This window comes from Paenibacillus sp. FSL P2-0136 (assembly GCF_037975325.1).
Taxonomy (GTDB): domain Bacteria; phylum Bacillota; class Bacilli; order Paenibacillales; family Paenibacillaceae; genus Paenibacillus_AQ; species Paenibacillus_AQ silagei.
Genome location: NZ_CP150244.1, coordinates 2,217,030 through 2,242,131, shown reverse-complemented (window position 1 = coordinate 2,242,131; position 25,102 = coordinate 2,217,030). Strand labels below are relative to the sequence as shown.

Below are 25,102 nucleotides of genomic sequence, written 5' to 3'. Positions count from 1 at the left end.
TTGCGGATAGACCTTCTTCTCGCTTATAGACTCACCGTCGCTTAACGCTGAATTACTTCACCATTACCTTAAGCAGATCATCCAGCTTCATCTGGTTGGCCGTAATCCCCCCTGATTGCCAGTGTGAACGCTCCATCCGGTAGATATTGCCGTTCTTGACCGCAGGCAGGTTCTTCCACAAAGGGCCATCGAGAATTTGGATCGCCTCCTGGTTGGCCGCAGTATCCCAATTCCCGTTGTCAGGGAACACAATGATATGATCCGCTTCAAGCTCGGGGATCACTTCTTCGGAGATGATCGACTGAAATTCCGTCATCTCAGCGGCCATAGGAGCAGGTGTCAGACCGAATTGATTATAGAGCACACCGGTAAAACGGTTTTTGACTCCAAAAAGAGCAACGGTTTTGTCTGCCACATTAAGCCGGATCACAGCCACCTTCTCTTGTCCCAAGGCCTGCTGCAATGCGGCTTTGCCGTCTGCTACCTTCTGGTCATATTCGGCCAGTACAGCCTTCCCCTTCTCAGGAATACCGAGCGCGTCTGCAACCGCTGTAAGGATTAGCCTTGAATCCTGCAATACGCTCTCCGGCAGGCGGTAGGTTGGGGCTACCAGGGAATACTGCTCAACCTTAGCGGCATCTGCACCGCCATCGGTAATGATCAGATCCGGTTTCTTATCGAGCAGCGCTTCTATGCTGCCGCTGATATCAAATTCAGGCACATCCAGATTCAGATAATCCTGCTTGCCCCAGCTGGGATGGTACCACTGCACCACCGGGGTGACGCCAAGCGCCTTCAAGTAATCTTCCACGTAGATTCCCGCTACCCGCTGAGGGTTCGCCGGAATCTCCACCTCCCCGAATTCCCCGGTTACCGTCCGTGTTGCCCCTTCTGAAGCTGTCGCTCTGCCAGTCTCTGCAGGAGCTGCACTGGCAGCTGCCGCATTTCCTGTCTGGACATTCTTGCCGTCCGCAGCCTTGTTATTCGTTCCGCAGGCCGCGATAGCGGACATTGCCAGGATAAGTACAGCGGTCCAAATGATTTTCAGGCCCCAATTGTTCATGTCTCTCTTCACTCCTGTGTCTAATTTCATTGATAATCATTCTCAGATGATCTTAAACACAATAGTAGCATGCCAGGATCAGCTTTCAATGCACTTTCTCTGCGAAAATCTTATACAAACTTATAGTTTGACCCTGCCAAGCTGACGGGCCCATCGTTTATAAGCGGTCTCCCACATATCTGTCGCGTCCGGCCCCCATACCGGCTGCGAACAGCAGTACGCTTGCTAATACAAGCAGCGCAAGCGGTAGATTCCAGCTCCCCGCAGCATCATGCAGCAGGCCAAACAGTGCAGGTCCCGCCGCCGCCAGCAAATATCCGGCAGACTGAGCCATCCCTGACAGCTCGCTGGCCTCCTGTGTGGTCCGGGTGCGCAGGCTGAAAAACATCATCGCCAGACCGAAGGCGAAGCCCCCGGCAATCCCTATGCAGATAGCCCATAATGCCATCAGTGCGGTACTGCCCAGCCAGACGCCAAGGATGCCAGTGATAAACAGAACCGAAGTTATCACCACCGGCTGCCGTTGGCTCTTCATCCTTCCCACCCAGAGCGGCACGAAGAAGGTGAACGGCAGCTGGGCCAGCTGCATCAGCGAGAGAATCCAGCCGGCATGGCCGGCAGACATCCCCCGCTCACCTAGGATCACCGAGAACCAGGCAATCAGCACATAATAGAGCAGGGATTGCAGCCCCATGAACAGCGTAACCTGCCAGGCGAGCGGGGAGCGCCAGACCCTTGCCGCTGAAGGGGATGCAGTGCCAGCCTGCCCTGACCCCAGACTCTTCAGCTGCGGAATCCAGAAAATCGTAGCCAGTGCAGCAATCATGAACCAGAGCGCCAGCGTCCCTCTCCACCCCAGCCCCGCACGGGTGGCCAAGGGAACACTCAGCCCCGAAGCAGCCGCTGCACATATGTTCATGGACACGGTATAGATTCCGGTCATCAGACCGATGCGGTGCGGAAATTTCCCCTTGATCAGTCCCGGCAGCAGCACATTACAGACGGCAATCGACAGACCGATCATCGCCGTACCTGCGAAGAAGGTTACCGTGCCGGAAGCCGAACGAACCAGAATTCCCATGGACAGCGTGAGCATGGCCAGCACCAGGATATTGGGCAGTCCCAGCTTGCGGGCCAGCCGGGGCGCAAACGGTGACAGCAGGGCAAAAGCCAGTAAAGGTAAAGTCGTAATCGCTCCCGCCAGAGTATTCGACAACCCCAGGTCATCCCGGATCATCTCCAGCAGAGGTCCGACGGAAGTGAACGGGGCGCGCAGGGCAGCGGCCACACAGATGATTCCGAAGACGAGCATCCATCTGCTGCGGATATCCGCAGCAGATGAGGACAAGGCCGGGCTTGTCCTCTTGTTATTTTCACGGCCGAGCTTCATGTTGTACCTCCAGGTCGCAGCAAAGCACCCGTCAAGCCCGGGGCTTGTCAGGGAATACAGCCGCTATATGTATTACGCCCTTCAACCTAGGCGCATTATTTCATTATACCATATCGCTTGATGGAGCAGCCTCCTAGGCAGAAGAAAACCGCCGGTCTCAGGGCCGGCGGCAGGGCAACAAGTGAAACAGAATTAGAGACAGAAGGATTTAGTGATGATGACGAGCAGGATGAATAGAACCAGAATCGCTCCAGTTGAAGTGAAGACTCCGCCGTATCCCCCAATATTTTCGCTCATGTTAACTCCTCCTTTATGCCTGTATATTGTTAAAATATGTATAAATTCGCTTTTCGGTATGGGTTAAACGGCAATGAATTCCGCAGTATATTTCTAATTTAAATGTTCTCACCGTTGACAAAACGTGTAACCCGCTTTAGTATCCTAAACATAGGTTCAGTTGAGAATCAATCTCAATAACCAGATACATAACATATTACAGAAAAGAGTGAACAAGAGATGCTGCGTCGTTTTTTCTCCTATTACCGTCCTTACAAGAAGCTGTTTATCCTTGATTTCACCTGTGCGGTGGGTGCCGGTCTGCTGGAGCTTGCTTTTCCGGTGGCTGTCAATAAATTCATTGATGATCTGCTGCCGGGTCAGGATTGGCCGCTGATTCTGATTGCCTGCGTTGCCCTGCTCGGGATCTATGCGCTCAATACGGCGATGAATTACGTCGTTACCTACTGGGGGCATATGCTGGGCATTAATATTGAAACCAATATGCGCAAAAAAATGTTCGATCATATCCAGAAGCTCAGCTTCCGGTTCTTCGACAACAATAAAACAGGTCACCTGCTCGGCAGAATAACCAATGACCTGAACGATATCGGGGAAGTCGCGCATCACGGGCCGGAGGATGTGTTCATTGCCGTCATGACGCTGGTCGGCGCATTTGTGCTGATGGCCGATATCAATCTTCAGCTGGCCGTGATCACCTTCATCATCGTGCCGATTATGGCCTGGGTCATTATCCACTTCGGACGCAGCATGACTGAAACCTATCACCGTCTATTCGGCAACGTAGGAAACTTCAATGCCCGGATTGAAGATAATGTCGGCGGCATCCGCGTGGTTCAGTCTTTTGCCAACGAAGAATTCGAGAAAGAGCTGTTCGCAGTAGACAACCAGAAGTTCCGCGAGACCAAGCTGATGGCGTACAAGCTGATGGCCAAAAGCTCGTCGGTCAGCTATATGATGACCCGTCTGATCACCATTGTAGTGATGGTCTGCGGGGCGTGGTTCTTCATTCAGGGAGAGCTGGAAATCGGGGAATTCGTCGCTTTCATCCTGCTGTCCAACGTCTTCTTCCGGCCGATTGAGAAGATTAATGCTGTAATCGAGAGTTATCCGAAGGGGATTGCCGGCTTCAAACGTTATCTGGAAGTCATTGATACCGAGCCGGATATCGCTGACAAACCGGATGCAGTAGCGGTTGGCCCGCTTCGCGGGGATATCAGCTTCAGCAATGTCAGCTTCGGCTATGAAGACGACCGCAAGGTGCTGGAGGATATTAGCCTGAGCGTTAACGCCGGTGAGACGATTGCCTTCGTCGGACCCTCCGGTGCGGGGAAAACAACCATCTGCAGCCTGCTCCCCCGGTTCTACGATGTGACCGGCGGCGCGATCTCCATCGACGGAATCGACATCCGGGATATGAAGCTCAGCTCGCTGCGCAAGCAGATCGGGATCGTACAGCAGGACGTGTTCCTCTTCTCCGGCACGATCCGTGAGAATATTGCCTACGGCAAGCTTGATGCAGGGCTGCCGGAAATCTGGCAGGCTGCCCGTCAGGCCCGCCTGGAGGAGCTGATTAACAGCCTGCCGAATGGCATGGACACTGTGATCGGCGAACGCGGCGTCAAGCTGTCCGGCGGACAGAAGCAGCGCCTGGCCATCGCGCGGATGTTCCTGAAGAATCCGCCGATTCTGATCCTGGATGAAGCGACCTCTGCGCTCGATACCGAGACAGAAGCAGCGATCCAGCAGTCACTGGCCGACCTGTCGGTGGGCCGCACCACGCTGGTCATTGCCCACCGCCTGACGACGATCAAGAACGCTGACCGGATCGTTGTTGTCAGTGAGGACGGCATCTCCGAGGAAGGCCGCCATGAGGAGCTGGTGAACGCCGGAGGCACGTATAGCCGCCTGTATCAGGCGCAGTACAATGCTTAGGGGCATCCTCCTGATGCGGAAACAGCATTAATTAAAGACATTGCACATGAATACCCTTGCGGGATGCAGCCATTGGCTGTATTTCGCAAGTTTTTTTGCGTTAGCGGGCTTGGTTGCTGCAACCTCCGATGAATATTTTCGTCTAAGAATACAATTACTGGATTTCCTTAATCTATTATGATTCTGAAGAAAGCGGGGCCATGCTATGAGAATTAAAACGCTCATCGTGTTAACGGTTGTTGTACTCTTGTCCGGCTGCTCGAAAGGGGATCGGATAAAGGGAAGCTCTGAAATTGATTGGGTAGATTTTGTTAAAATAAATGGAGTTTCATACTCCGGATCTTGGGACCGCGTAATTAAGGATCCAAGTCAGGTCACTACTGAGATTGTTGGTAAGGTGGATTTTAAAGTCGCGGATGTTGTCACTAATCCGGATTACCGGATAAAAGATGGGGATGCTGCCTTTTTAGAAAAGGGAACCCCGTTATACCGTGTTGAAGGCTTTAAGACCAATGAAGTCATTGCTGCTATGGATGAAGGAAGTATTGGGGGCTACCGCATCTATGTAGAGGATGATTTCACTAAAAACGTACGGCAATCTTATAAAGACATAAATAAAGACAAAATAGAACGAATTGAATTATTTCGTCTGGAGAATGTGAAGCCTTACAGGACTTTATCCGACAGTGAAGCCAAACGGTTCATTCACCTGCTGGAAAGCGGGAAAAAAACACAAAACTATACCCCTCAAAATAAGGAAGGAGATCCAGAATACTATAAAGTAGTCTACTACACCGATCAGCCGATTGCCTACGCTTTTTCTCTTGCCGATGATGGAGTCGAAGTATTTTTTTCGCCCGGGGACACCCGAATTGTAGACAAAGAAATCCGCACACTAATTCAGCCTTAGACAATCTGTCATAATGTCAAAAAAAAGCTGCCCCAATGTCGTGATCGCCAATGAGACAGCATCCTTTTATTTTTTAGCGATATGGCACTTCAGCAGCTTGCCCTTCACGGTAGTCTCCTTCATCGCCTGCAGTACAAGCGAGCCCTTACCGTTCAGAATATCGACGTAGGTCACGTTATCCTGAATCGTGATGATCCCGATGTCCTCAGCCGAAATGCCCTCAAGCTTCGCAATGGTGCCGACGAAGTCCACCGCGCGGAGCTTCTTTTTCTTGCCGCCATTGAAATAGAGCTTCATGATGTCCTGGTTCATGACCTCGGTTTTGCCGGCTTTGCGGACCTGCTGCTTGCCCAGCTTAAGATCGAAGGCAGGTTTGGCATAGGCCACGGCATCGTCCGAAGGAGCCTTCATCTCCGGCAGGCTGAAGCCGATATAGCCTTCGATTTCTCTGACCCATTTGTGTTCATTCGGCGTCACGAAGGTGATCGCTTTGCCGCTTTTGCCTGCGCGGGCAGTCCGGCCGGTGCGGTGGACGTAGCTCTCTTTTTCGAGCGGGATATCGTAGTTGATGACATGGGTGATGTTCTCGATATCAATTCCTCTGGCCGCAACGTCGGTGGCGATCAGATAACGGAACTGGCCCCGCTTAAAAGCATTCATCACCTCAAACCGCTCGTCCTGCTCCATGCCGCCGTGAATCTTGTCCACCGGATATTCGAGGTCGGCCATCCCGCGGAAGAGGGCATTCACCTGCTCCTGGGTCCGGCAAAAAATAATACAGCTATCCGGGTTCTCCACCGTCAGCAGGTCGCTGAGCAGCCCGAACTTGGCAGCTTGTACAACCTCAATCAAGGCATGCTCAATCGATGCTGTCGTAATTCCGCTGGCTTCAATCTCAATATCCACCGGGTCCGTCATATACTTCCGGCACAGATTCTTGATCACTTCCGGCAGTGTCGCCGAGAACAGCATCGTTACACGTTCCTTGGGCAGCTGCTTAATGATCTTCTCGATCTGTTCGATGAAGCCCATACTGAGCATCTCGTCCGCTTCGTCAATCACCAGATATTGTATCCGGCTCAGGTTCAGCGTACCGCGCTCAATATGGTCGAATACACGGCCCGGCGTGCCTACAACGACATGCGTCTTCTGGGTCAGCTCCAGCTTCTGCGGGGCAAAAGGCTGCTTGCCGAACAAGGCTACCGCCTTGATCCGCTTGAAGCGCCCGATGTTCGTAATATCCTCTCTCACCTGCTGGGCCAGCTCCCGGGTAGGGGTCAGCACCAGCGCCTGGGGTTTGTTCTCCGCCCAATCGGCAAGCTCGCAGAGCGGGATGGCGAATGCTGCGGTTTTGCCGCTGCCGGTCTGAGACTTGACGATCAAATCCTGCCTCTTGAGCGCTACCGGAATCACCTTCCGCTGCACCTCGGTGGGGTCCACATACTTCAGAACCTCCAGCGCGCGGATAATCTCCTCATTCAGACCATAATCACTAAACTGTACTTGTTCTTCACTCATATTATATTCTACCTCTTCTATGCTGATTGTTCCGGTTCAGGCGGGGCCAGCCCGCGTTCCATCCATCTTGCGCATTATTCCATTATAACACCTACTCCGCCCCCTGATTCCATTCCTTATCGAATTGCTCCAGAAAAATCAGCATGAACCGGTGCCGCTCCTCCGCCAATTGCTTGCCGTGCGGGGTGTTCATGAGGTCCTTCAGCTTCAGCAGCTTCTCATAAAAATGATTGACCGCCGTACCCTTGGAATAATCGCGGTATTCCTTCTTCAGCGATTCGTCACGCGGGGGAATCTCCGGATCATAGACCGGACGGCCCTTCGCACCGGAGAAAACCATCGTCCGCGTGATGCCGATCGCCCCGAGCGCATCCAGACGGTCCGCATCCTGGACCACCTGCCCTTCCAGCGTTGACATGGGCTCGCCCCCGCCGCCGCTGAAGGACATTGTCCCGATGATCTCCATAATATGCCTGCACGCAGCTTCATCCGGCAGATGTGCGGTGAGCCATGTTTGTACTTTGAGCAGCCCCGCCTCCTTGGAGGGGTTCAGCTTCTCGTCTGCTACATCATGCAACAGGGCGGCTATGGTGCAGATCACCACATTTGCCCCTTCCATCCCGGCAATCAGCGCAGCCGAATTCCGTACCCGGTTGGTATGGAACCAGTCATGGCCGGTGGTATCCTGGCCGAGTTGCTCCTTCGCGAAGTTCTCTGCTGCTGTAATCAGCTCTGTATGATTCATTATGATTGCTCCTTTATGGAAAATAATGCAGGTCTTGCGCGGTTGCTCCTGATCCGCTATAATGTGCTGTAATCCAGCCGGAAGGGAATTGATTCGCATGAACCGCTTGTCCATCATAACGAATCAGCTTCATCATCACAAGCAGCGTTAGCACACCTGAATTCATTCAGGGAGGGCTAACGCATTTCGCGTTCGACCTCCCTGCGGCATAGATAAGCGCGCAGGACCATGGGGTCCGGCGCGTTTTTTATTTTACCGGAATTCACATCTAAAGGAGCTGTGCTGTATGCAAAATATTAAAGGAACTTACGATTACTTCGGCCGGGAACAGGCCATCCGCCAGAAGGTGCGCACTACGCTGCAGGAGTTGTTCGAGCTGTACGGCTTCGAATCGATGGATACAACCCTGCTGAATGAGCTGGAGCTGCTGACCTCCAAATACGCCGGGGGCGATGAGATTCTGCGCGAAATGTACCAGTTGGCCGATCAGGGCGGGCGCAGGCTGGGGCTGCGTTACGATCTGACGATCCCTTTTGCCAAGGTGATTGCCTTAAATCCGGGCATTGAATTCCCCTACCGGCGGTATGAGATCGGGAAGGTGTTCCGCGATGGTCCGGTCAAAAAAGGCCGCCTGCGCGAATTCCTGCAATGTGACGCCGATGTCGTCGGCATTGCCGGACCGCAGGCGGAAGCGGAGCTGATGCAGCTCGCCGCAGAGGCGTTCCGCCGCCTTGCGATTCCGGTTGTGCTGAAGTGGAACAACCGCCGTTTCCTGGGTGAGATTCTCGGGGCGGTCGGGGTTCCGGCAGAGGAACAGCTCTCGGTGATGCTGACCCTCGACAAGCTGGCTAAGATCGGCAGCGGCGGGGTGCTGGCAGAGCTGACGGACAAGCAGCTAACCGCTCAGACGGTTACACTGATCTCAGAGCTGCTGGAGCTGAAGAACCCGGGATTCAAGGAACTGGTGGAGCGGTATAAGCTTGAAGGGCTGCCGGGGACGCTCGAAGTGCAGGCCTTGCAGCAGCTGATTGATGCGGTTGGACTTGCGGACATGTGCGTCTTCGATCCATTTCTGTCACGCGGGCTGTCATTCTACACGGGGACAGTCTATGAAATCTTCGATGCTTCAGGCAGCTATCCCTCAAGCCTGGGCGGCGGGGGCAGATATGACGACATCATCGGCAAGCTCGTGGGGCGTGATGATATCAAATACCCTACCGTGGGGATCTCCTTCGGCATGGAGTCGATCATGGCCCTGTTAGGCGAACGCCGGGAGCAGGCAGCGGCGGAGCGTTCCGGCGTTCTGATTATTCCCATTGGCGGGTATTTGCCGCAGGCTCTGGTTGCTGCTGCTGCGCTGCGTTCGGCAGGCATCCGGGTCACAGTGGACACCGGCATGCGCAAGCTCAAAAAAACGCTGGCCACAGCCAGCGCCAAGGGCATCCGCTATGTGATTATGGTCGGAGAGAGCGAAGCCGCTGAGCAGAAGCTGCGGCTGAAGGATATGGAGCTGGGGAGCGAGCAGCTGGTTACGGCTGAAGAGGCGGTTCGCTTGACTTCGAAATGATGGTTGTTAAGTAAATTGGAGTATCTCCCCCTCGCCTGTTTGGCTATCAGTATAGGATCAGTTTCAGATTACGCGTGGCGACAACATATTGTTGCATTTTTAGCAGGATTTTTATCAGACTTATCTCCAATAATGCAAATTGTTGCACTTTATGCAGGATTCCCAACGCAGTGACGCCTGGCGAGCACCGATTGTTGTCTTTTGTGCAGGATTTCCACCAGATTGCCGTTTTGGATCACGCATTGTTGTATTCTGTGCAGGATTTCGTATAACTCCATGGTTAAACGGGTTAAAGAGTAAAGAAGCTGCAAGCAGTCCTTATTAACAGTCTTTATTATCAGTCCTTAACATCCATAGAAGCCGTCTGTACCCTGCGCGAGCTGTCCCTGTACGCTTTGGGCGATAGACCGCTGCAATTCTTGAACACACGGTTGAAGTGGCGCACGTTGCCGAAGCCCGTCTCCTCAGCGATTCTGCTGATCTTCTCCCCGGTAAAGGCCAGCTTCCTGCGGGCCTCCTCCATGCGGATATGCGTGACAAATTCGCTAAAGGTGACGCCGGTCCTCTGCTTGAACAGATTGCTGAAATATACCGGGTTCAAATATACTTTTTCGGCTACCTCCTTGAGGCTCAGCGGATGATGATAATGCTGCGAAATGTAGCGCTGGGCCACAGTGACCGGATCGATATCCTTCATCTCTCTGGATTCGGCAATGCAGCCGGTCAGGGTGAGCAGCAGCCCACGGCATTGCTCGGCAAGCTCCTGCCGTGAAGAGAGGCTGCACACCTCGAACAGGATGGTGCGGATATCCTTCGAGCCCAGCCATGATTCGGTAACCCCAAGCTCCTCGGACAATTCATAATAATACAGCAGCAGCTTGCAGATTTGCTGGTGAATGCTCTCGGGTGATTCGGCCGTGCTGCACAGCTCCTCGATCATTTGCTCCACAATCGGGCCGATGCCGGCTCCTCTTCCGCCGGTAATCGACTTCTCCAGGATCTCCCAGGACCACTTCAGGGGGCCGCTGCCTTCGTTGGGGCGCTGCTTCATTTTGGCATAATCCAGCAGCTTGTCACCGCCTTCAATCAACCGGTACAGGAGGGCAATTCCGGCCTCGTTGTAGGCTCTGGGGATTCCCGGCAGCCCTTCTGCCGGATTGCTGACCCCGATCGTCACCGTCAGATTGGACAAGGAACGGATCTGCCTGCGGATCAGGTCCCCCAGTGCTCCCGGCGCTGACAGGGAATGCTGCGGGTCTGCTGTATTAAGCAGGGCAACCACCTCAGTATCCGACTGCACGAAGCTTATTCCTACGGCCTGACGATCGATCATCTCCTGGACGACCTGCTGGATATACAGGAGGAACAACGATGCATCTCCCCGCTGATAACGCTCCTTCTCCACGGAATGCTTATCCAGCTTGATGACCATGCAGATGAAATAGGGATGACCGAAGGCGAAGCCCAGCTCACGCAGCAGCCGCAAGTCGCTGTCCGCCGTCTTGCCTTTCAGCAGACTGTCCGCCAGATGACCGGCCACATGCCGTTTCAGCACAGGCTGCACCTGCCACGGCTGACCGCTTCGCGCAGACTGCTTGTGACGCTCGGCCAGCTCCTGCCCCAGCCGCTCCAGCACACGGCCCAGCTCCTGGCGTTCCACCGGCTTCATCAGATAGTCCTTCGCCCCCTGGCGCATGGACTGCTGCACATAAGCGAATTCATCATAACCGCTGACCACGATGGTCATCAGATCCTTGAAGCGACCCGCAGCCAATTGCTGCAGCTGGATACCGTCCATCCGCGGCATGCGGATATCGGTGAGCAGCACCTCCGGAGACAGCTCGGCCAGCTTGTCGAGTGCATCATAGCCGTCGCTGGCTTCACCGACCACCTCCCAGTTGCTGTCCAGGCTGGTGATCATTTTGCGCAGTCCTTTGCGGAAGACCGATTCATCGTCAACAATCAATATTTTAGGCAACCCCGTCATCCTCCCTTGCAATGCCCTGATGATGAATGACCGGCAGCTTGAGCACGGCCTTGAAGCCCTGATACGGCATACTCTCCAGTGAGAGGCCGTATTCCTCCCCGTAATGCAGCACGATCCGGCGGTGGACATTCAGCAGCCCGTTGCCGGAGCGCCCGCCGAGCTCCTCCGTATTCCGCAGATGCTGCCGGAGCGCCTCCAGCGCCTCCGCATTCATACCGATGCCGTCATCCTCGACCGTAATTGTAAGCACCTGATTGCTGCTGCCTGCGGTCAATGTAATCACGCCCCGGCCCACCCCCTGGTCCAGCGCATGATTAATGGCATTCTCGACCAGCGGCTGGATCATCAGCGGAATGACCTCGCAGTCCAGCAGGGAGGGCTCAATATTCATCGTGAATTGAATACGTTCCTCATAGCGCATCTGCTGGATGGCCATATAGCCGCTTACATGGTCCAACTCATCCTGCAGCGTCACCTGCTCCTTGCGCCCGCTCAGACTGTAACGCAGCAGCTTACTCAGGTTGTTAGACATGGTTATAATCTCCGGGCTGCCCTCAAGCTCGGCATACATACTGATTGAGCCCAGTGTATTGTACAGAAAATGCGGATTGATCTTGCTCTGCAGCGCGGCAATCTGCGCATCCTTCTCGCGGATTTCCGTCTCATAGAGCAGATAACCCAGCTCGCTGAGCTTGGCAATCATGCCGTTAAACGAATGGCCCAGCAGCCCCACCTCATCCGTCCCGCTCACCGGAAAAGCCTGACTCAGATCGCCGCGCTCAACACTACGCATCAGCCGGCTCAGCTTGCGCAGCGGCTGGGTGATCCGGTAGGCGATGAACACATACAGCAGCAAGGCCAGGCCTACACAGATCACGCCAATGAGAATAAGATACGTGCGCAGCACCTCGGTATCCTTCATCAGACCGGACACCGGCACAACGCCCACGGTGGTCCAGCCGGTCACCTCAGAGGTGACATGGGCGACCAGCAGCCCTTCACCCCCGGACTTCACATGGCTGACCCCTTCGCCCGTTCTGCCGGAGGAACCATCCGCTACTCCCTGCGGAATTCCGTGATCCTTGCCGATAACCAGGTTGCCGGAATCATCCGTAATGTACAGCAGCTCCTGGGGGTCCAGCGTTACCTTGGACAGAATCTCACGGATGAACTTGGGGTCCACATCAATGACAATGTACCCGAGCGTGACTCCGTCATCGAAGCTGCGCAGCTCCCTTACGATGGAGAAGGCCTGATATACATTTCCGCCGCTGGACCTTAAATCATGCGTGGCCACATAGACTGGCTGTCCATAATGACCCTTGAACTTATTCAGCCAGCTCACATTCTCATCCAGCTTGTAAGTCGTGACATACTGGCTCTCCGGCATGACCACATAGGAAGCTCCGCCCGTACCGTACAGGGATACGCCCAGAATATCGACCCGGCCGTTCAGAAACACCTGGGTGACGAAGCTGTTGAGTCCGCTGATCTCATCCAGCGTCAGGGGTTCGCCGGGAGCACGCTTCGTGGCCAGATAATCGGTCACCTTGGGATATTGATAGGGCATCACGGTCAGCCGGTTCAGCTCATTCATATAGGTATCGATATTCAGGGTAAGCTGCTTCAGCGTCTGGAGCTGGTAATCGCCTACCTTGCGCTCGGTCGTTTCGGTGAAACGGGCAAAGGCGAAATAGCCCATCAGTCCCAGCGGAAGCACAATGAACACGACATTGATAAGAATAAGCTTGCGCGCAAGCGCCAGGTTCCTGAACCAGCCGCGAAAGGATTTCAACCGCATTCCCCCCTTGCTCCCTTAAAGTCATTTCTTCAGTTGAAGGTTGATGCTGTCCACCGCCTGCTGCAGAGCCTGCGCCGGACTTTGCTCCTTGTAGATCATCCGCTCAAACTGCCGGATGATCTCTTCATTAATACTCCACTGCTTCATATTCCGCGGCCAATAGACTACGGAGTTGGCGGTATTCGCATAGTCACTGCGGAATTTCAGCGCGGAATACGCCCCGCTCTCCACGACCTTCCGGGAGCTCGGGACATGGCCCGCCTCCGCCCACATCACCCCGTGCTCAACGGCCCAACGGGCAAAAGCCATCGCCGCCCTCCGTTTCTCCGTACTCATCTCACTTTGGGCCGGAATCGCCAGCGTATGCGAATCTCCCCAGACGGCCGGATGATCATAAATGACCGGAACCGGCACAACCCCCAGCTCCAGCTTCTCAGCCTTCTCAAAAGCGCCCGTGCCCCATACCCCGGTAATCAGCACCGCCGCCTCCCCGTCATAGAACAGCTTGAAGGCATCATTGATCCCCGGCGGAATCAGCTCCCGCTGGTACAGACTGTTGACGAACTCCAGCGCCTGTAACGATGCCTTATTATTGAAGACCGCCTGTGTGCCGTCCGGATTGTAAAAGACACCGCCGCCCTCGATCTGATTGTACAGGCTCCACCATAACCACACGGAATCAATCCGCGTGCTTGGCAGAGCAAGCGGTGCGACACCGGGCGGAACGGATTGCTTCAGCCTTTGCAGAAAAGCGGTAAAGCCCTGCTCTCCCCTACCGATCACCGGTTTGTCCGCTGCATCCAGCAGCCCGGCCGCTCTTAAATATTTCTTGTTATAGTAGAGCACCAAGGTGTGCGTATCCAGAGGTACCGCGTAATGAGCGCCTCCGTAGACGGTGGATTCGGCAATTTTGGTGCTGAACTGGCCCCAGTCCAGGCCCGTCTCCGCAGCCAAACCGTCCAGCGATTCAATATAACCGTTCTGCACGAACTGCGGGAGATTGGTGGCATGGATCACCGCCAGATCCGGCGCATTGCCGGACAGAATGGCTGTCCGCAGCCGGGAATAGTAATCATCCAGCCGGGAGTTGATCTGATCGATCCGGATATCCTGGTGCTCCTTGTTGAACTGCTCTACCAGCCTGGTCATGAAGATGTTGTCTCCCCCGCTGAACGGGGTCCAGTATTCGAGAATCACCGGCTGGACAGCAGGTGTCTGCGGCGGCTCCTCCCTCTCTGCACCACACCCGCCCAGCAACGGCAGTACAATCAGCAGAATTGAAAGCGCACTCAGTTTAATGCGTCTGTATCCGGTTTTGCAGCTAGTATCTCTCATATGAGTAAGCCCCCGTCTTGCTTCCCGTCTATGAATCTGCCTGATCATTCACTCTTCTGCCATATATCCATATAATCTATACTGAAGCTGCCTTGTCTGTCAAAAAGAATGATCTTATTCGTCCCCCGCTGTAATTTCAACTCCAGCTGCCAAAGGGAAGGCTGATTGCGCTCCTGCGGGAGGGGGGAATAGGCCGTCTTCGCACCTCCGTTCACCGCCAGCTCCAGCTTCGCGTCCGGCGAAGCATTCATCACCGCCACCAGCACCGTATAGGTTCCGCTGTGCGGGACCTGAAGATGGCTGAACTTCAGCGCAGCTCCGCTGCCGCTTAAGACAGCCGCTGCCCCGCCCGAGGCATAGGGATTATCCTCTGCCGCCGCGTTCCCCTCCATGGCTTGAGCCTCGCCTTCATATCGCGGAATTTCAATCGCTTTCACCTCCGTCACAGCACCCTCGGGCAGCTCTATGGCTACTGTATTCTTCCCGGCTGTGAACAGCAGGCTCAGATAAGCATAGCCGGTCTGGCCCTCACCGGATGGCGGCAATGGAAGCACCGCCGCCGGCCCGCCATTCACCGAGACTGCCGCCCCGGCCGGTTCTCCTCCCGGATTCACATAATGCACCAGCAGCGGGAGCATGCTGTCCACCGTGGACGGCAGGGACGGGAATTCCAGCTTGTTCCCGCTGCGCAGGGCCGCTTCCGCCTGGAACACGCCCATGCCTGCGGGAACCGGGATGGCCTCACTCAGCGGAAGCGGCTTGCCGAAGACCGGCAGGCCGTCAGCATCCCAGCTAACCGGCTGGGCCCGTGCCTTGCGGTTATTCCAGCCGTCCTCCGCCCCTGTCGTGGCATGATAGACGATCCACTGCTCGCTTCCGTCCGGCGAGACCGTGAATGAATTATGCCCCGGTCCGTAGACTCCGGCAGCTTCATCCATGGCCAGCAGGGGCTCTTGCGACTTGATCCAGTCTGAGGCCTCCAGCGGGTTACCCCCGGGCTTCAGCGCAAGCAACCCCAGACTGTAGTACTTAGTCCAGCTTCCTGCACCGGAATATACAATGAAGACACGGCCGTTATGATGAAGGACGGACTGGCCCTCATTAATATAAGGCGGGCCTCCGGCCTGCTCCCAGGGAAGCAGCGGCTCGCTCAGCAGCACCCGCGGTCCGCTGATCGTCAGCGGGTCACTCATCGGAGCAATATAGGTATTCTGCGCAGCGTTTGCCTCCCCTTCCCAGCCGGACCAGACGAAATACAGCTCCCCGTCCACCTCCATCGCCAGCCCGTCGATCGCCCATTTATTACTGCTGTCTGTTACCTGGCCCTTGAAGGTATAGCTGCCCAGCGGATCACCGCTGTCCGCTTGCAGCACATACATCCGGTGGTTCTCGTTCTGTCCGTCATCTGCAGCAAAATAGATATACCAGCTTCCCCGGATATACTGCAGCTCGGGGGCCCAGAGATTCGCCGAGTAGGCTGTCTCCGCCGGCGGGTACCATACGACCTTCCGCTCCGCCTGGCGGAAATCCAGGGTGAGCGACTTCATCACCATAATATCCGTTCCATTATGGGTGAAGGTCATATAATAATATCCATCCTTGTAGATCACACTCGGATCAGGCGTATCGATCTCGGCCAGCGTATTCTTGAATGTTCCCCCATGCCCCTTATAAACTTCATCCTTAACGCCGTTATTGGGCTTCAGCAACAAGTATGCACCTCCTGCGAGTATAAAGAACAGAAGCGCCGCAAGGGAGTAGATTATTGTACGTGAATTTTTGCCTGCCCATGCCTTCTGCTGTGTATCAGGTTTCATGCTCATCTGCTTCCCTCCCCGTCTTCCGCTATTTCACTCCCGAGCTGGTAATCGCCCTAACGAACGACTTCTGGCCGGCAATGAACAGGATCAGCACCGGCAGCGCCGCGATGGTGGTCATGGCCATTAATTTACCATAGCTCTGGGTATAGCTGCCTGTGGCCATCATGGCAATCCCTGCGGTGATCGTCCGCATCTCCGGAGAGGTGGTCGCGTACAGCGGCCAGACAAAATCATTATAAATCCCCATAAAAGTGAAAATCCCCAGTGTCGTCATGATCGACACCGCTGAAGGCAGCAGAATTCTCCGATACAGATTCCATTTGTTCACCCCGTCGATCCGGGCTGCTTCCTCGATCTCCTTCGGGAAGGAGACAAAGAACTGATACAGCAGGAATACCCCGAATGCCCCGGCGGTAGCCGGGAGGATCAGCGCCTGATAGGTATTGATCAGACCGAGTGTATTGAATTCGATGTACATCGGCAGAAAAGTCAGTACGCCTGGAATCATCAGCGAAGCAATGAACATCGCCAGCAGCGTGCGGCGCAGCGGCAGATCCGGCAGACGGGCCAGGGCAAACGCCGCCATGGAATCGATCAGCAGCACGATCGCTGTGCCTGCAATCCCCACCGACAGGGAATTGACAATCCAGCGCAGAATCGGGGTATTCATCAGCTCCCCGCTCAGCCCCTGGACGAAATTATCAAGCGTCGGTTTCTTCGGCAGGAAGTTCATCCGCCCGGAGAGGGCTTCAAAATCATTTTTGAACGCCGTCGACAGCATCCAGACCAGCGGCAGCAACACGAACAGCGCAATCAGGATGGCCAGCAGCAGCAGGCCTGTTTTTTTGGCTTTTCCCATCTATACCTTCTCCTTCCGGTTCGTAAGACGGAACTGTACGATAGACACCAGCATGATCAGCAGCGCCATCAGAATCGCCATCGCCGAAGCCGAACCGATATCCTTGCGCACGAACGCCTGGTCCAGCACATTGATCAGCAGCACCCGGGTGGTATCTCCCGGCCCCCCGCGCGTCAGCAGGAACGGCTGGGCGTAAATATTGAAGGAGGCAATGGTTGATGTGATCATTACGAACAGCATGACCGGCCGGATGGAGGGCAAGGTAATTGACACGAAACGCTTCCAGGCATTCGCCCCGTCCATGGAAGCCGCCTCATAATAGTCCTCAGGCACCTCATTGAGCGCATTGACAAAAATAATCATATTGAAGCCGATTGTCCACCAGAGTGTCGTAAGCACCAGCGCAATCCAGGCCCATGGCGTAGCGGTCAGCCACGGAATGCCGGTCAGGCCCATCTTTTGCAGCAGACTGTTAATGAACCCGGCATTCGTATCGAACATCATCAGCCAGATGACAGCCATCACGGAAGCTGACAGCGCGTAGGGAAGGAAATAGAAGGTGCGGAACAGGCCCCGGAGCTTCGCCGGCAGCGCATTGACCAGCATCGCGATCCCCAGCCCGGTAATGATCAGCAGCGGAACCGAATACAGGACAAACTGGAGGGTGGTCCACAGTCCGCGGAAGAAAATACTGTTCTCATAGGTCCCCGGAGTGAAAATGGTCATGTAATTGCGCAGCCCCACAAAGGGGTGGGCGGCAGACAGCAGCTCGAAGTCCTGCAGGCTGATGACAAAGCCATACAGAATCGGGAAGAGCAGAAACAGCCCGAAGGCAGCCAGATAGGGCAGCACGAACAGAAATGAGGTCAAGCGTGAAGTCCATAGGGTTTTCAAAAGTGATTCCTCCTTAGCATAAGGATAAGGAAAAGCGGGAAGCTCCCGCTCCCCGCCATGCCAACCGAATGATCCGCTCCACGGACCTCTATTTCATCGCCTGACGGGATTTGGCTACAGCATCATCCATCGCCTGCTGCGGTGATTTTTTGCCAAGAAGGGCACTGCTCAGCTCTCCCCATACCGGCTCGATAATCGTTCCCCAATTCAGCACATTCGGTGCGAACTGTACGGAGGAGAAGCTCTGGGATACCGTACTCTGGAACTCCATAGCCTTGAATTCGGCGCTGTCCATCACGGTCTTGGAAGCTACCGCCTGCCCGGATTCCGCCCAGTCCAGCGAGTTGCCGGAGACATATTTCAGGAAATCGCCGATCCCGGCCAGCTTCGTGCTGTCTGTCACGGACTTGGGAACGACGAAGCCATGCGAGCCTGCATAAATCGCCTGCTTCGCCTTGCCGATCTGCGGCATGACGGCGACGCCATAATTAAGCCCGGCTTCATCGAACTGGGATTTCATCCAGGGCCCGTTGAACTGAATGGCGTTTTTGCCCTGCAGGAACAGGGTATTCTCACCATCCTGCTGAACATTGGCCGGGGAGACTCCCTTGTCTACCATATCGCGCAGCCACTGTACCATCTCAACCGCTTCAGGTGAATTGTAGGCTACATCCGTTCCGTTCCAGAGCTCCCCGCCATTCTGCCAGACGAGGGACGGGAAGATGAACTGCTGCGGCCAGAGGGTCGGCACCACGTATCCATAGACCCCCTTGGATTTGTCCGTCAGCTTCAGCACAGCGGCATCGAATTCGGCACGGTTCGCTGGAGGCGCAGTGATGCCCGCCTTCTCGAACAGATCCTTGTTGTAATACATAACGACCGGATGAATGTCCAGCGGGATCGTATACAGCTTATTGTCGATCGTGGCATATTTCACCGGAGCTTCGGCAAAATCAGCCGGGTTGATCCCGGCCGCGGCCGCCAGCTCATCCACAGGCTGAAGTTGCTCCTTGCTCTGGTACGTCGGCACCTGATCGACATGCATAATCATCAGGTCCGGCTGTTCCTTGCCGGTACTGAGCGCTACATCAAGCTGTTTGTAATATTCGCCATTCGGCTGGATCACGAAATTCACTTTATACTTATCCTGGGAGCTGTTGTATTTATCAACGATTTTCTTCATGAACGGGCCGTCCGAGCCGGAGAAGGGTGACCAGAACAACAGCTCTGTCTTTTTGCCGCTGCTGCCGCCTCCGTCCGCGCCCTGTGTGGCCCCTCCGCTGTTCGCGCCGTTATTCTTCGCATTGTTGCCGCCGCAAGCGGTTACAACCAGTGCCAGCATCATACCCATCAGTAAAAGTGATGCTCCCTTTTGCATGGATCGCTTCATCTGTATACTCCCCTTTGACCGGTAATTCAAAGCTGACTGCTCTTTGATGTCTATATGTTACCGCCGCGGGGGAGCGCAATAAATGTCCTCAGGCTAGGATCAGTGGACATATTTACAGATTGCACAGCTTCATTCCACTTGCACAGGTTCGATTCCCTTGAACAGAAAACGGGAGTCCGCCAGATATTCCTTTAGATAGGCCAGCGCATACGGCTGTTCTTCGCGCAAGCCGGGGTGCTCATCCGGATTGGTAATATGATGGCTGTAATTCCCGATCATGATCTTGACAAAGAAGCATTCCAGCTTCCGTTCATAATCCGGCTCCAGCGCACGGACACTGCTGTAGCCTCGAATTAGGCTCCTGCGTTGCTCCGTGGACAGCTCCAGCAGAGCGGCGGCCAGATCATACAGGTAGAAGCCGTAGCCGCAGAGGCCGAAATCAATCGCTCGGGGCTGGCCGTCAGCGAACACCACATTCCCAAAGTGCAGGTCACCATGGATCAGGCCATAGCTGCCGGGGTCTGGCGTCATGGCCTCGAGTTCACCCGGGATTCTGGCGGCGGCAGCCTGATAGAGCTTCCACCCCGGTTCCGGCACCAGAGCCGAAAGATGCTTCTCCAGCTTATTCCAATGCTTGCGAAAGCTGTCCGCTCCCCAAGCCGGACGGGTGAACTCCGCCGATGGTACAAACTTTTCGCCCGCTTCATGCATCCCGGCCAGCATCACGCCTACAGCGTGGAGCTGCTCATCTGTCAGATTGCCCGCTGAATGCTCCCCTTCGACCCAGCGCATCAGGGTAACATAGCTCAGCTGCTGCTCTTCACCGCCATCTTCATTGCCAGTCTCAAGAATATAACTGCCGCTTGAATCGCGCAGCCCCACAGGGACAACCAGCTCCGCTGCCCCGCTGAGATGGCTGAGCCATTCCAGCTCCGACAGAATCTCCTCCCGGCTGCACCGTTCGCCATGTATCCGCAGCAGCAGCTTGCCCGCAGTTTCCGTCTCTACCTTGAACGTGATACTGTCGGACTGCTTAATATATTCAACTTTTGTCCAATCCAACTCATATGCCTTAAGCGCCCGCAGTACTATATCCCTTGCTGCTGTTTCTAATTTCATCTTCCTGCCCCCTCATATGGATGTCTGCATTCATTATAGAGTTGGCGGAGGCGGCGGACATAGATAATAGACAGGTATAACCTGACTTTTGCACACAAGTGGAAACGGCTTTGCCGTCCTTTTTAAGGACGGTATCGTTTCAGCGAGAAATATAAGGATAAGTTATCGTGTGCAACATATAAATTCTTATATTTAAACAAAGAGGCTGTTCCAAGAGTCATAATGCGACTTCTTGGGACAGCCTCTGTGTTGAGGGTGGGTCAGGTTGAGGATCAGCTTAAGTGCCAGGTGTGGCGCTTGTGCGTGAACGCACGCTTGTGTGCGGACAACTGTGTGTGAAACCTTGTCTGTTGGCGCTTGTTTGCGTGCGCTTGTGTATGAAGGCTGCTGAGTGAACGCTTGTTTACGGACGCTTCTGTGTGCACGCTTTTGTGTGAACGCTGCGATTGTATTTCATACAATAGATTTCACTTTAACCTGCCCAATAACTCATTCTGCTGTATGTCATACACCAGATTTCTGCATATATGCTCCAAAAGGCCGCCAACGCAAAATTCTACTGTACAGAGTGCAGCAGATGCTATTTTTCGGGGGGTTGTAGTGGAATCTAGTGTACATAATGCAATCAAAGCCACCTCCGGCTGAATCTCACAAGCAGACATGACTAGTTACGCACCCTTAACACCTCTATCCTCTCTGCTTGCTTCCATACACAATCTTCTTGATGCTGTCGGCTGACAGGCAGAATTGCTCCGCCAGCTCAGTTACGCTCAATCCGCTGGCATAATGCTCACGAATGGACTGGTTCCGGGCGCTTAAGTAGGATCTGCCGCCTGAATTCTCACCCCACCGCTTGTGCTGTCCCTCAGGCTTCGGGATATACAGCATCCCGCCCTGCATGTATTTCTGAATCTCCTGCAGCAGCTGCTGCGGCAATACCACATCTGCATTTACATATTTCATTACTTGCTCCGCTCCTTTTAAGTTGTTTCAACTTATCAAGGCAGCAGAGTCTATCGGACAGGTGTTCACAGAGGAACTGGTGAATCGTTACAGCGGAGTATTGCTATCCGCTCTGCACATTAACCGCTGTGTGTGGGTCCGTAGACTCTGCGCAGAGCTGAGCATTAATCTGCTCATGAAGTTTCCTCCTCCCAGTATATTACTTACATATAGCATACCGGACACCCCGGCTTTTGCGCAAATGTTGTTTACCCGCGGCTTTTGACATTTCATCATAGATTTGTCCATAATACAAACAAGGTCGAATCTGACAGGGGGATAAGCAATGGTCAGGTTGCATCTACTATCTCTGCTGTTGGCGGCAGTGCTGGTGGTGTCTGCAGGATGCAGCGGAAGTGCCGGACTGATGAAGGAGAACGCAGAGGACAACCAACTGCAGGAGGAGGTCATAATCATGAATAAACAATTAATCGCAGCGGCGGAGCGCGGGGATACCGCTGAGGTGTTGCGGCTGCTGGAGGCGGGAGCGGATATTCAGGCGCAGGACGAAAGCGGCCGAACGGCGGTGGTCGCCGCGGCCTATGGCAACCATGCCGGGACGGTCGAAGCGCTTATTGCCCAAGGTGCCGATATCAACATTCGCGACCGTATGCTTAATAATGTGCTGCTATATGCCGGAGCATCCGGATATCTGAACATTGTGAAAATGGCGGTTGAGGCGGGAGCGGATACGACGCTGACCAACCGCTATGGGGGGACTGCGCTGATCCCCGCCGCAGATCGAGGGCATGTCGAGGTCGTCAAGTATCTGCTGGAGCATTCGGATGTCGACATCGACCATATCAACAATCTGGGGTGGACCGCGCTGCTGGAGGCCGTCATCCTCGGCGACGGCGGGGAGCGGCATCAGACAATCGTCAAGCTGCTGCTGACGCACGGAGCCGATCCAGCCATCGCCGACCGCGAGGGTATCACACCGCTGGCGCATGCCCAGTCGCAGGGCTATACAGAAATGGCCGCTATGCTGGAGACGGCAAGCCGCTTTTAAACAGCTGGAATAAAAAAGGGACCCCGCCAGCGTCCGGCGGGGCCAAAAGTTATATTAAAGGGGGGTATGTGAGTACTATACCCCGCGAAGCTTAAAAACAGATGAAGCCCAGGTAAAGATCTGCTGAAACGAGTTTAGATTTTGAATTTCTCTACCAGTTGTTGCATCTCCTTAGCACTCTGCGTATTCTCATCGGCCATTGTGGCTTCATGGAAGGTCTTCTCCACAATATCCGCCGTCTTCTCGGCGATATCCTGCACCCCGATGGCCCCCTCGTTCACCGTGGCCGCCACCTCATTGACAGCGATGGCGATGCTGGAGACGGTCTCGTTCAGGTGATCGGCCGCTTCCTCGAACTGGTTCATCAGCCCGTTAATTGTGGAAGCATCATCATTGTACTGCTGGCTGACCTCGGTCAGGCGCTCATAATCGCCCAGCACATTGCGGTCGATGAAGCTCAGCACGGCCTCGGAATGCCGGGTCATCTGCTCCACAGAGGCATAGACATTTTTGACCACCTCTTGAATGCCTGACGCTGTCTCGGAGGACTTCTCTGCCAGCTTGCGGATCTCCCCGGCCACCACGGCGAAGCCCCGGCCCGCCTCGCCTGCCCGTGCGGCTTCAATCGCTGCATTCAGGGCCAGAAGGTTGGTCTGGCTTGTAATGGAGAGAATCGTATCGGCCAATACGTTGATCTCGTGAATGGCTCCCGACTCTTCGATCGCCTTCTGCATCTCACTGCGGACCGAGCTGTAGATCTGCTTCGCGTTCTCGGTAGACGTCACTGCATCATGCTGAAGCTCCAGGGCCCGCTGCGTAATCTGGCCCGATACTCCGGAGCCTTCTTTTACCTTATCGCTGATCATTCTGACATTATTCAGGGTCTCGTGGATAGCCGCCGTCATCTCCTCGGTAGAAGCCGCCGTCTCCTCCATCCCTGCGGACAGCTCTTCTGTCGTGGCTGAATTGTCATGCGCATTCTCTCTGACCTCGTTCGACAGCTTCTCCAGCGTCTCGGCATTGTCCAGTACCTTGGTGGAGATCGCAATCAGACTGCCCGCCATCTCACGCAGCGCCGCACGGGTACGGAACATAGCCTTGGCGATGGTTCCTGTCTCATCTTTATTTTTAGTCAAATATTCATATTGGTTATCATATTTGAGATCCAGCTCTGCCGTGCGGTTCACCAGCTCCGTGAGCTTGATGATCGGCGAGGAGATCCGGGTAGCCACCGTAGTCCCGATCAGCAGAGTGAGCAGCAGGCTTCCCAGGCCGAGCAGCATAATGAAGTTCGTCATTTCGCTAACCGGCTGTAGCACCTCTTCCACATCTCCGGTCAGCACCAGGGTCCACTTCGTCTCGGGGAGCACGGTGTAGGCCGCTTTTTTCTTGGCCCCGTTGAAGGTATATTCCACAATGCCATCGGCAACGCTCTCCCCCGCCTTCACCCGCTCGACCACGGCTTTGATGGATTCGTTCTCCACCTGGGAACCTATCTTCTTCCCGTCGGGATGATAGAGCGTATTCCCCGTTTCATCCACCAGATAGGCGTAAGAGGAAGGCGCACCCGCCACCTTGGCATCGGCCAGATAGGTCACCAGACTGTCCGCCCTGACCGCCGAAGCTACGAACCCGATCATCTTCTCACCACTCATCACCGGATGGACAAAAGCCACAATATATGCCCCTGTTGACTTGGATTTCAGCGTCTCGCTAATGACAGGTATCCCGGTCTTCAAGACATTCTTCGTATAATTTCTATCGCTGAAGTTGGCGCCGACCAGCTTGATGTCACTGTCCGCTACCGCCGTACCCTTCAGATCAACCACGAACATATGCTCCAGGTTGCCCGCATCCTTCACCTGGCCCTGAAGCTTGACATTGATCTGGTCGCGTAGCGCTTCCTCCACTGAGCCGCTATGTGCAGCCTGAAGCAGCAGCTCGGTGATCTCACTCTCCCCCGCAACCAGCTGTATGTTCCGCTTCTCCTTATCGATCATTGCGCCGATGGTCTGTGCCTTATCCGTGCCTACCTGCGCCATGGAAGATTCGGTCAGGTTCATGATGGTGCCTGTGGATTTGGTGTACGTAAAAATCCCCATTAATGCTGTAGAAATCAGGGTAACGACAATCATCATAACCGATAGCTTCATACGAATCTTCATCTTCTTCTACTTCCTTCCGCCCTTTTCTTATCCACTAGCTTCTAATCAGCCAAATTGCTAACTTTATTACAATAATTATCGGATTTTCCTTGAGGTTAATGAATAATGAAATGTTGAATTTTCAGAAAAAATATCGAATTTTGTCGAATTATGACCTATTATATTATTCTTCGTGAAAACATATGGTATTTAGTTTTCTTTGAAAATACGTCTGGCACCACCTATGATATGCGCACGGCATCAGTACGCACACACAGTCAAATGTGATCGGTTTTTCGATTACATTTGGCCTATGC

Annotated in this window: 20 protein-coding genes; 4 read left to right on the top strand and 16 right to left on the bottom strand. The window is 54.4% G+C overall.

Annotation, left to right across the window (positions count from 1 at the left end):
- Window positions 1-52 precede the first annotated feature (52 nt).
- The 3 genes from NYE26_RS09240 to NYE26_RS09230 form a co-directional block, all read right to left on the bottom strand.
- Window positions 53-1,063: an ABC transporter substrate-binding protein gene (locus tag NYE26_RS09240; protein WP_339255262.1), complete on the bottom strand. Its 1,011-nt coding sequence runs from the start codon at window positions 1,061-1,063 to the stop codon at window positions 53-55.
- Window positions 1,064-1,220: 157 nt separating this feature from the next.
- On the bottom strand, window positions 1,221-2,453 hold the full coding sequence (locus tag NYE26_RS09235; RefSeq protein WP_339255260.1) for an MFS transporter: 1,233 nt from the start codon (window positions 2,451-2,453) through the stop codon (window positions 1,221-1,223).
- Window positions 2,454-2,645: 192 nt separating this feature from the next.
- Window positions 2,646-2,750 carry a YjcZ family sporulation protein gene (locus NYE26_RS09230; RefSeq protein WP_209874443.1) on the bottom strand — a complete coding sequence of 35 codons (105 nt, stop codon included), beginning with the start codon at window positions 2,748-2,750 and terminating at the stop codon, window positions 2,646-2,648.
- Window positions 2,751-2,969: 219 nt separating this feature from the next.
- Between NYE26_RS09230 and NYE26_RS09225 the strand changes: the two genes are divergently transcribed.
- The gene (locus NYE26_RS09225) at window positions 2,970-4,685 is read left to right on the top strand and encodes an ABC transporter ATP-binding protein (RefSeq protein WP_036725333.1); all 1,716 of its coding nucleotides are present in this window, start codon (window positions 2,970-2,972) and stop codon (window positions 4,683-4,685) included.
- A 205-nt stretch (window positions 4,686-4,890) separates the two neighbouring features.
- Complete coding sequence (locus tag NYE26_RS09220) at window positions 4,891-5,595, top strand: hypothetical protein (protein WP_339255257.1); 705 nt, start codon at window positions 4,891-4,893, stop codon at window positions 5,593-5,595.
- 66 nt (window positions 5,596-5,661) lie between these two features.
- On the opposite strand, the gene NYE26_RS09215 is transcribed toward NYE26_RS09220, so the two are convergent.
- From NYE26_RS09215 to NYE26_RS09205, 3 genes are all read right to left on the bottom strand, one after another.
- Window positions 5,662-7,113, bottom strand: coding sequence for a DEAD/DEAH box helicase (locus NYE26_RS09215; protein WP_339255255.1), 1,452 nt, complete (start codon window positions 7,111-7,113; stop codon window positions 5,662-5,664).
- 91 nt (window positions 7,114-7,204) lie between these two features.
- Window positions 7,205-7,858, bottom strand: a complete 654-nt coding sequence (locus NYE26_RS09210) for an HD domain-containing protein (RefSeq protein WP_339255253.1) — start codon at window positions 7,856-7,858, stop codon at window positions 7,205-7,207.
- Between the two features lie 13 nt (window positions 7,859-7,871).
- On the bottom strand, window positions 7,872-8,024 hold the full coding sequence (locus NYE26_RS09205) for a hypothetical protein (protein WP_209874456.1): 153 nt from the start codon (window positions 8,022-8,024) through the stop codon (window positions 7,872-7,874).
- Between the two features lie 120 nt (window positions 8,025-8,144).
- On the opposite strand from NYE26_RS09205, the gene NYE26_RS09200 reads away from it, so the two are divergent.
- Window positions 8,145-9,425: a histidine--tRNA ligase gene (locus NYE26_RS09200; protein ID WP_339255250.1), complete on the top strand. Its 1,281-nt coding sequence runs from the start codon at window positions 8,145-8,147 to the stop codon at window positions 9,423-9,425.
- Between the two features lie 337 nt (window positions 9,426-9,762).
- Here NYE26_RS09200 and NYE26_RS09195 read toward each other — a convergent pair whose 3' ends face one another.
- The 9 genes from NYE26_RS09195 to NYE26_RS09155 all read right to left on the bottom strand — a co-directional run bounded on the left by NYE26_RS09195 (window position 9,763) and on the right by NYE26_RS09155 (window position 21,593).
- Window positions 9,763-11,403, bottom strand: coding sequence for a response regulator (locus tag NYE26_RS09195; protein ID WP_339255249.1), 1,641 nt, complete (start codon window positions 11,401-11,403; stop codon window positions 9,763-9,765).
- Complete coding sequence (locus tag NYE26_RS09190; protein ID WP_339255247.1) at window positions 11,396-13,207, bottom strand: sensor histidine kinase; 1,812 nt, start codon at window positions 13,205-13,207, stop codon at window positions 11,396-11,398. Before NYE26_RS09190 ends, NYE26_RS09195 begins: the two co-directional genes overlap by 8 nt.
- A gap of 27 nt (window positions 13,208-13,234) precedes the next feature.
- Window positions 13,235-14,548: an ABC transporter substrate-binding protein gene (locus tag NYE26_RS09185; protein WP_339255245.1), complete on the bottom strand. Its 1,314-nt coding sequence runs from the start codon at window positions 14,546-14,548 to the stop codon at window positions 13,235-13,237.
- Between the two features lie 44 nt (window positions 14,549-14,592).
- Complete coding sequence (locus NYE26_RS09180; protein WP_339255243.1) at window positions 14,593-16,371, bottom strand: family 43 glycosylhydrolase; 1,779 nt, start codon at window positions 16,369-16,371, stop codon at window positions 14,593-14,595.
- Window positions 16,372-16,393: 22 nt separating this feature from the next.
- On the bottom strand, window positions 16,394-17,227 hold the full coding sequence (locus NYE26_RS09175) for a carbohydrate ABC transporter permease (protein WP_036725349.1): 834 nt from the start codon (window positions 17,225-17,227) through the stop codon (window positions 16,394-16,396).
- On the bottom strand, window positions 17,228-18,121 hold the full coding sequence (locus tag NYE26_RS09170; protein ID WP_339255241.1) for a sugar ABC transporter permease: 894 nt from the start codon (window positions 18,119-18,121) through the stop codon (window positions 17,228-17,230).
- Between the two features lie 88 nt (window positions 18,122-18,209).
- Complete coding sequence (locus NYE26_RS09165) at window positions 18,210-19,511, bottom strand: ABC transporter substrate-binding protein (protein WP_339255239.1); 1,302 nt, start codon at window positions 19,509-19,511, stop codon at window positions 18,210-18,212.
- Between the two features lie 129 nt (window positions 19,512-19,640).
- The gene (locus NYE26_RS09160) at window positions 19,641-20,630 is read right to left on the bottom strand and encodes a phosphotransferase (RefSeq protein WP_339255237.1); all 990 of its coding nucleotides are present in this window, start codon (window positions 20,628-20,630) and stop codon (window positions 19,641-19,643) included.
- Between the two features lie 687 nt (window positions 20,631-21,317).
- A complete protein-coding gene (locus NYE26_RS09155; protein ID WP_339255235.1) occupies window positions 21,318-21,593 on the bottom strand; it encodes a CD3324 family protein in 276 nt (91 codons plus the stop codon).
- Between the two features lie 325 nt (window positions 21,594-21,918).
- Here NYE26_RS09155 and NYE26_RS09150 point away from each other — a divergent pair, with 325 nt between their 5' ends.
- The gene (locus NYE26_RS09150) at window positions 21,919-22,641 is read left to right on the top strand and encodes an ankyrin repeat domain-containing protein (protein WP_339255233.1); all 723 of its coding nucleotides are present in this window, start codon (window positions 21,919-21,921) and stop codon (window positions 22,639-22,641) included.
- A 134-nt stretch (window positions 22,642-22,775) separates the two neighbouring features.
- On the opposite strand, the gene NYE26_RS09145 is transcribed toward NYE26_RS09150, so the two are convergent.
- Window positions 22,776-24,806, bottom strand: coding sequence for a methyl-accepting chemotaxis protein (locus NYE26_RS09145; RefSeq protein ID WP_339255231.1), 2,031 nt, complete (start codon window positions 24,804-24,806; stop codon window positions 22,776-22,778).
- Window positions 24,807-25,102: the final 296 nt, after the last annotated feature.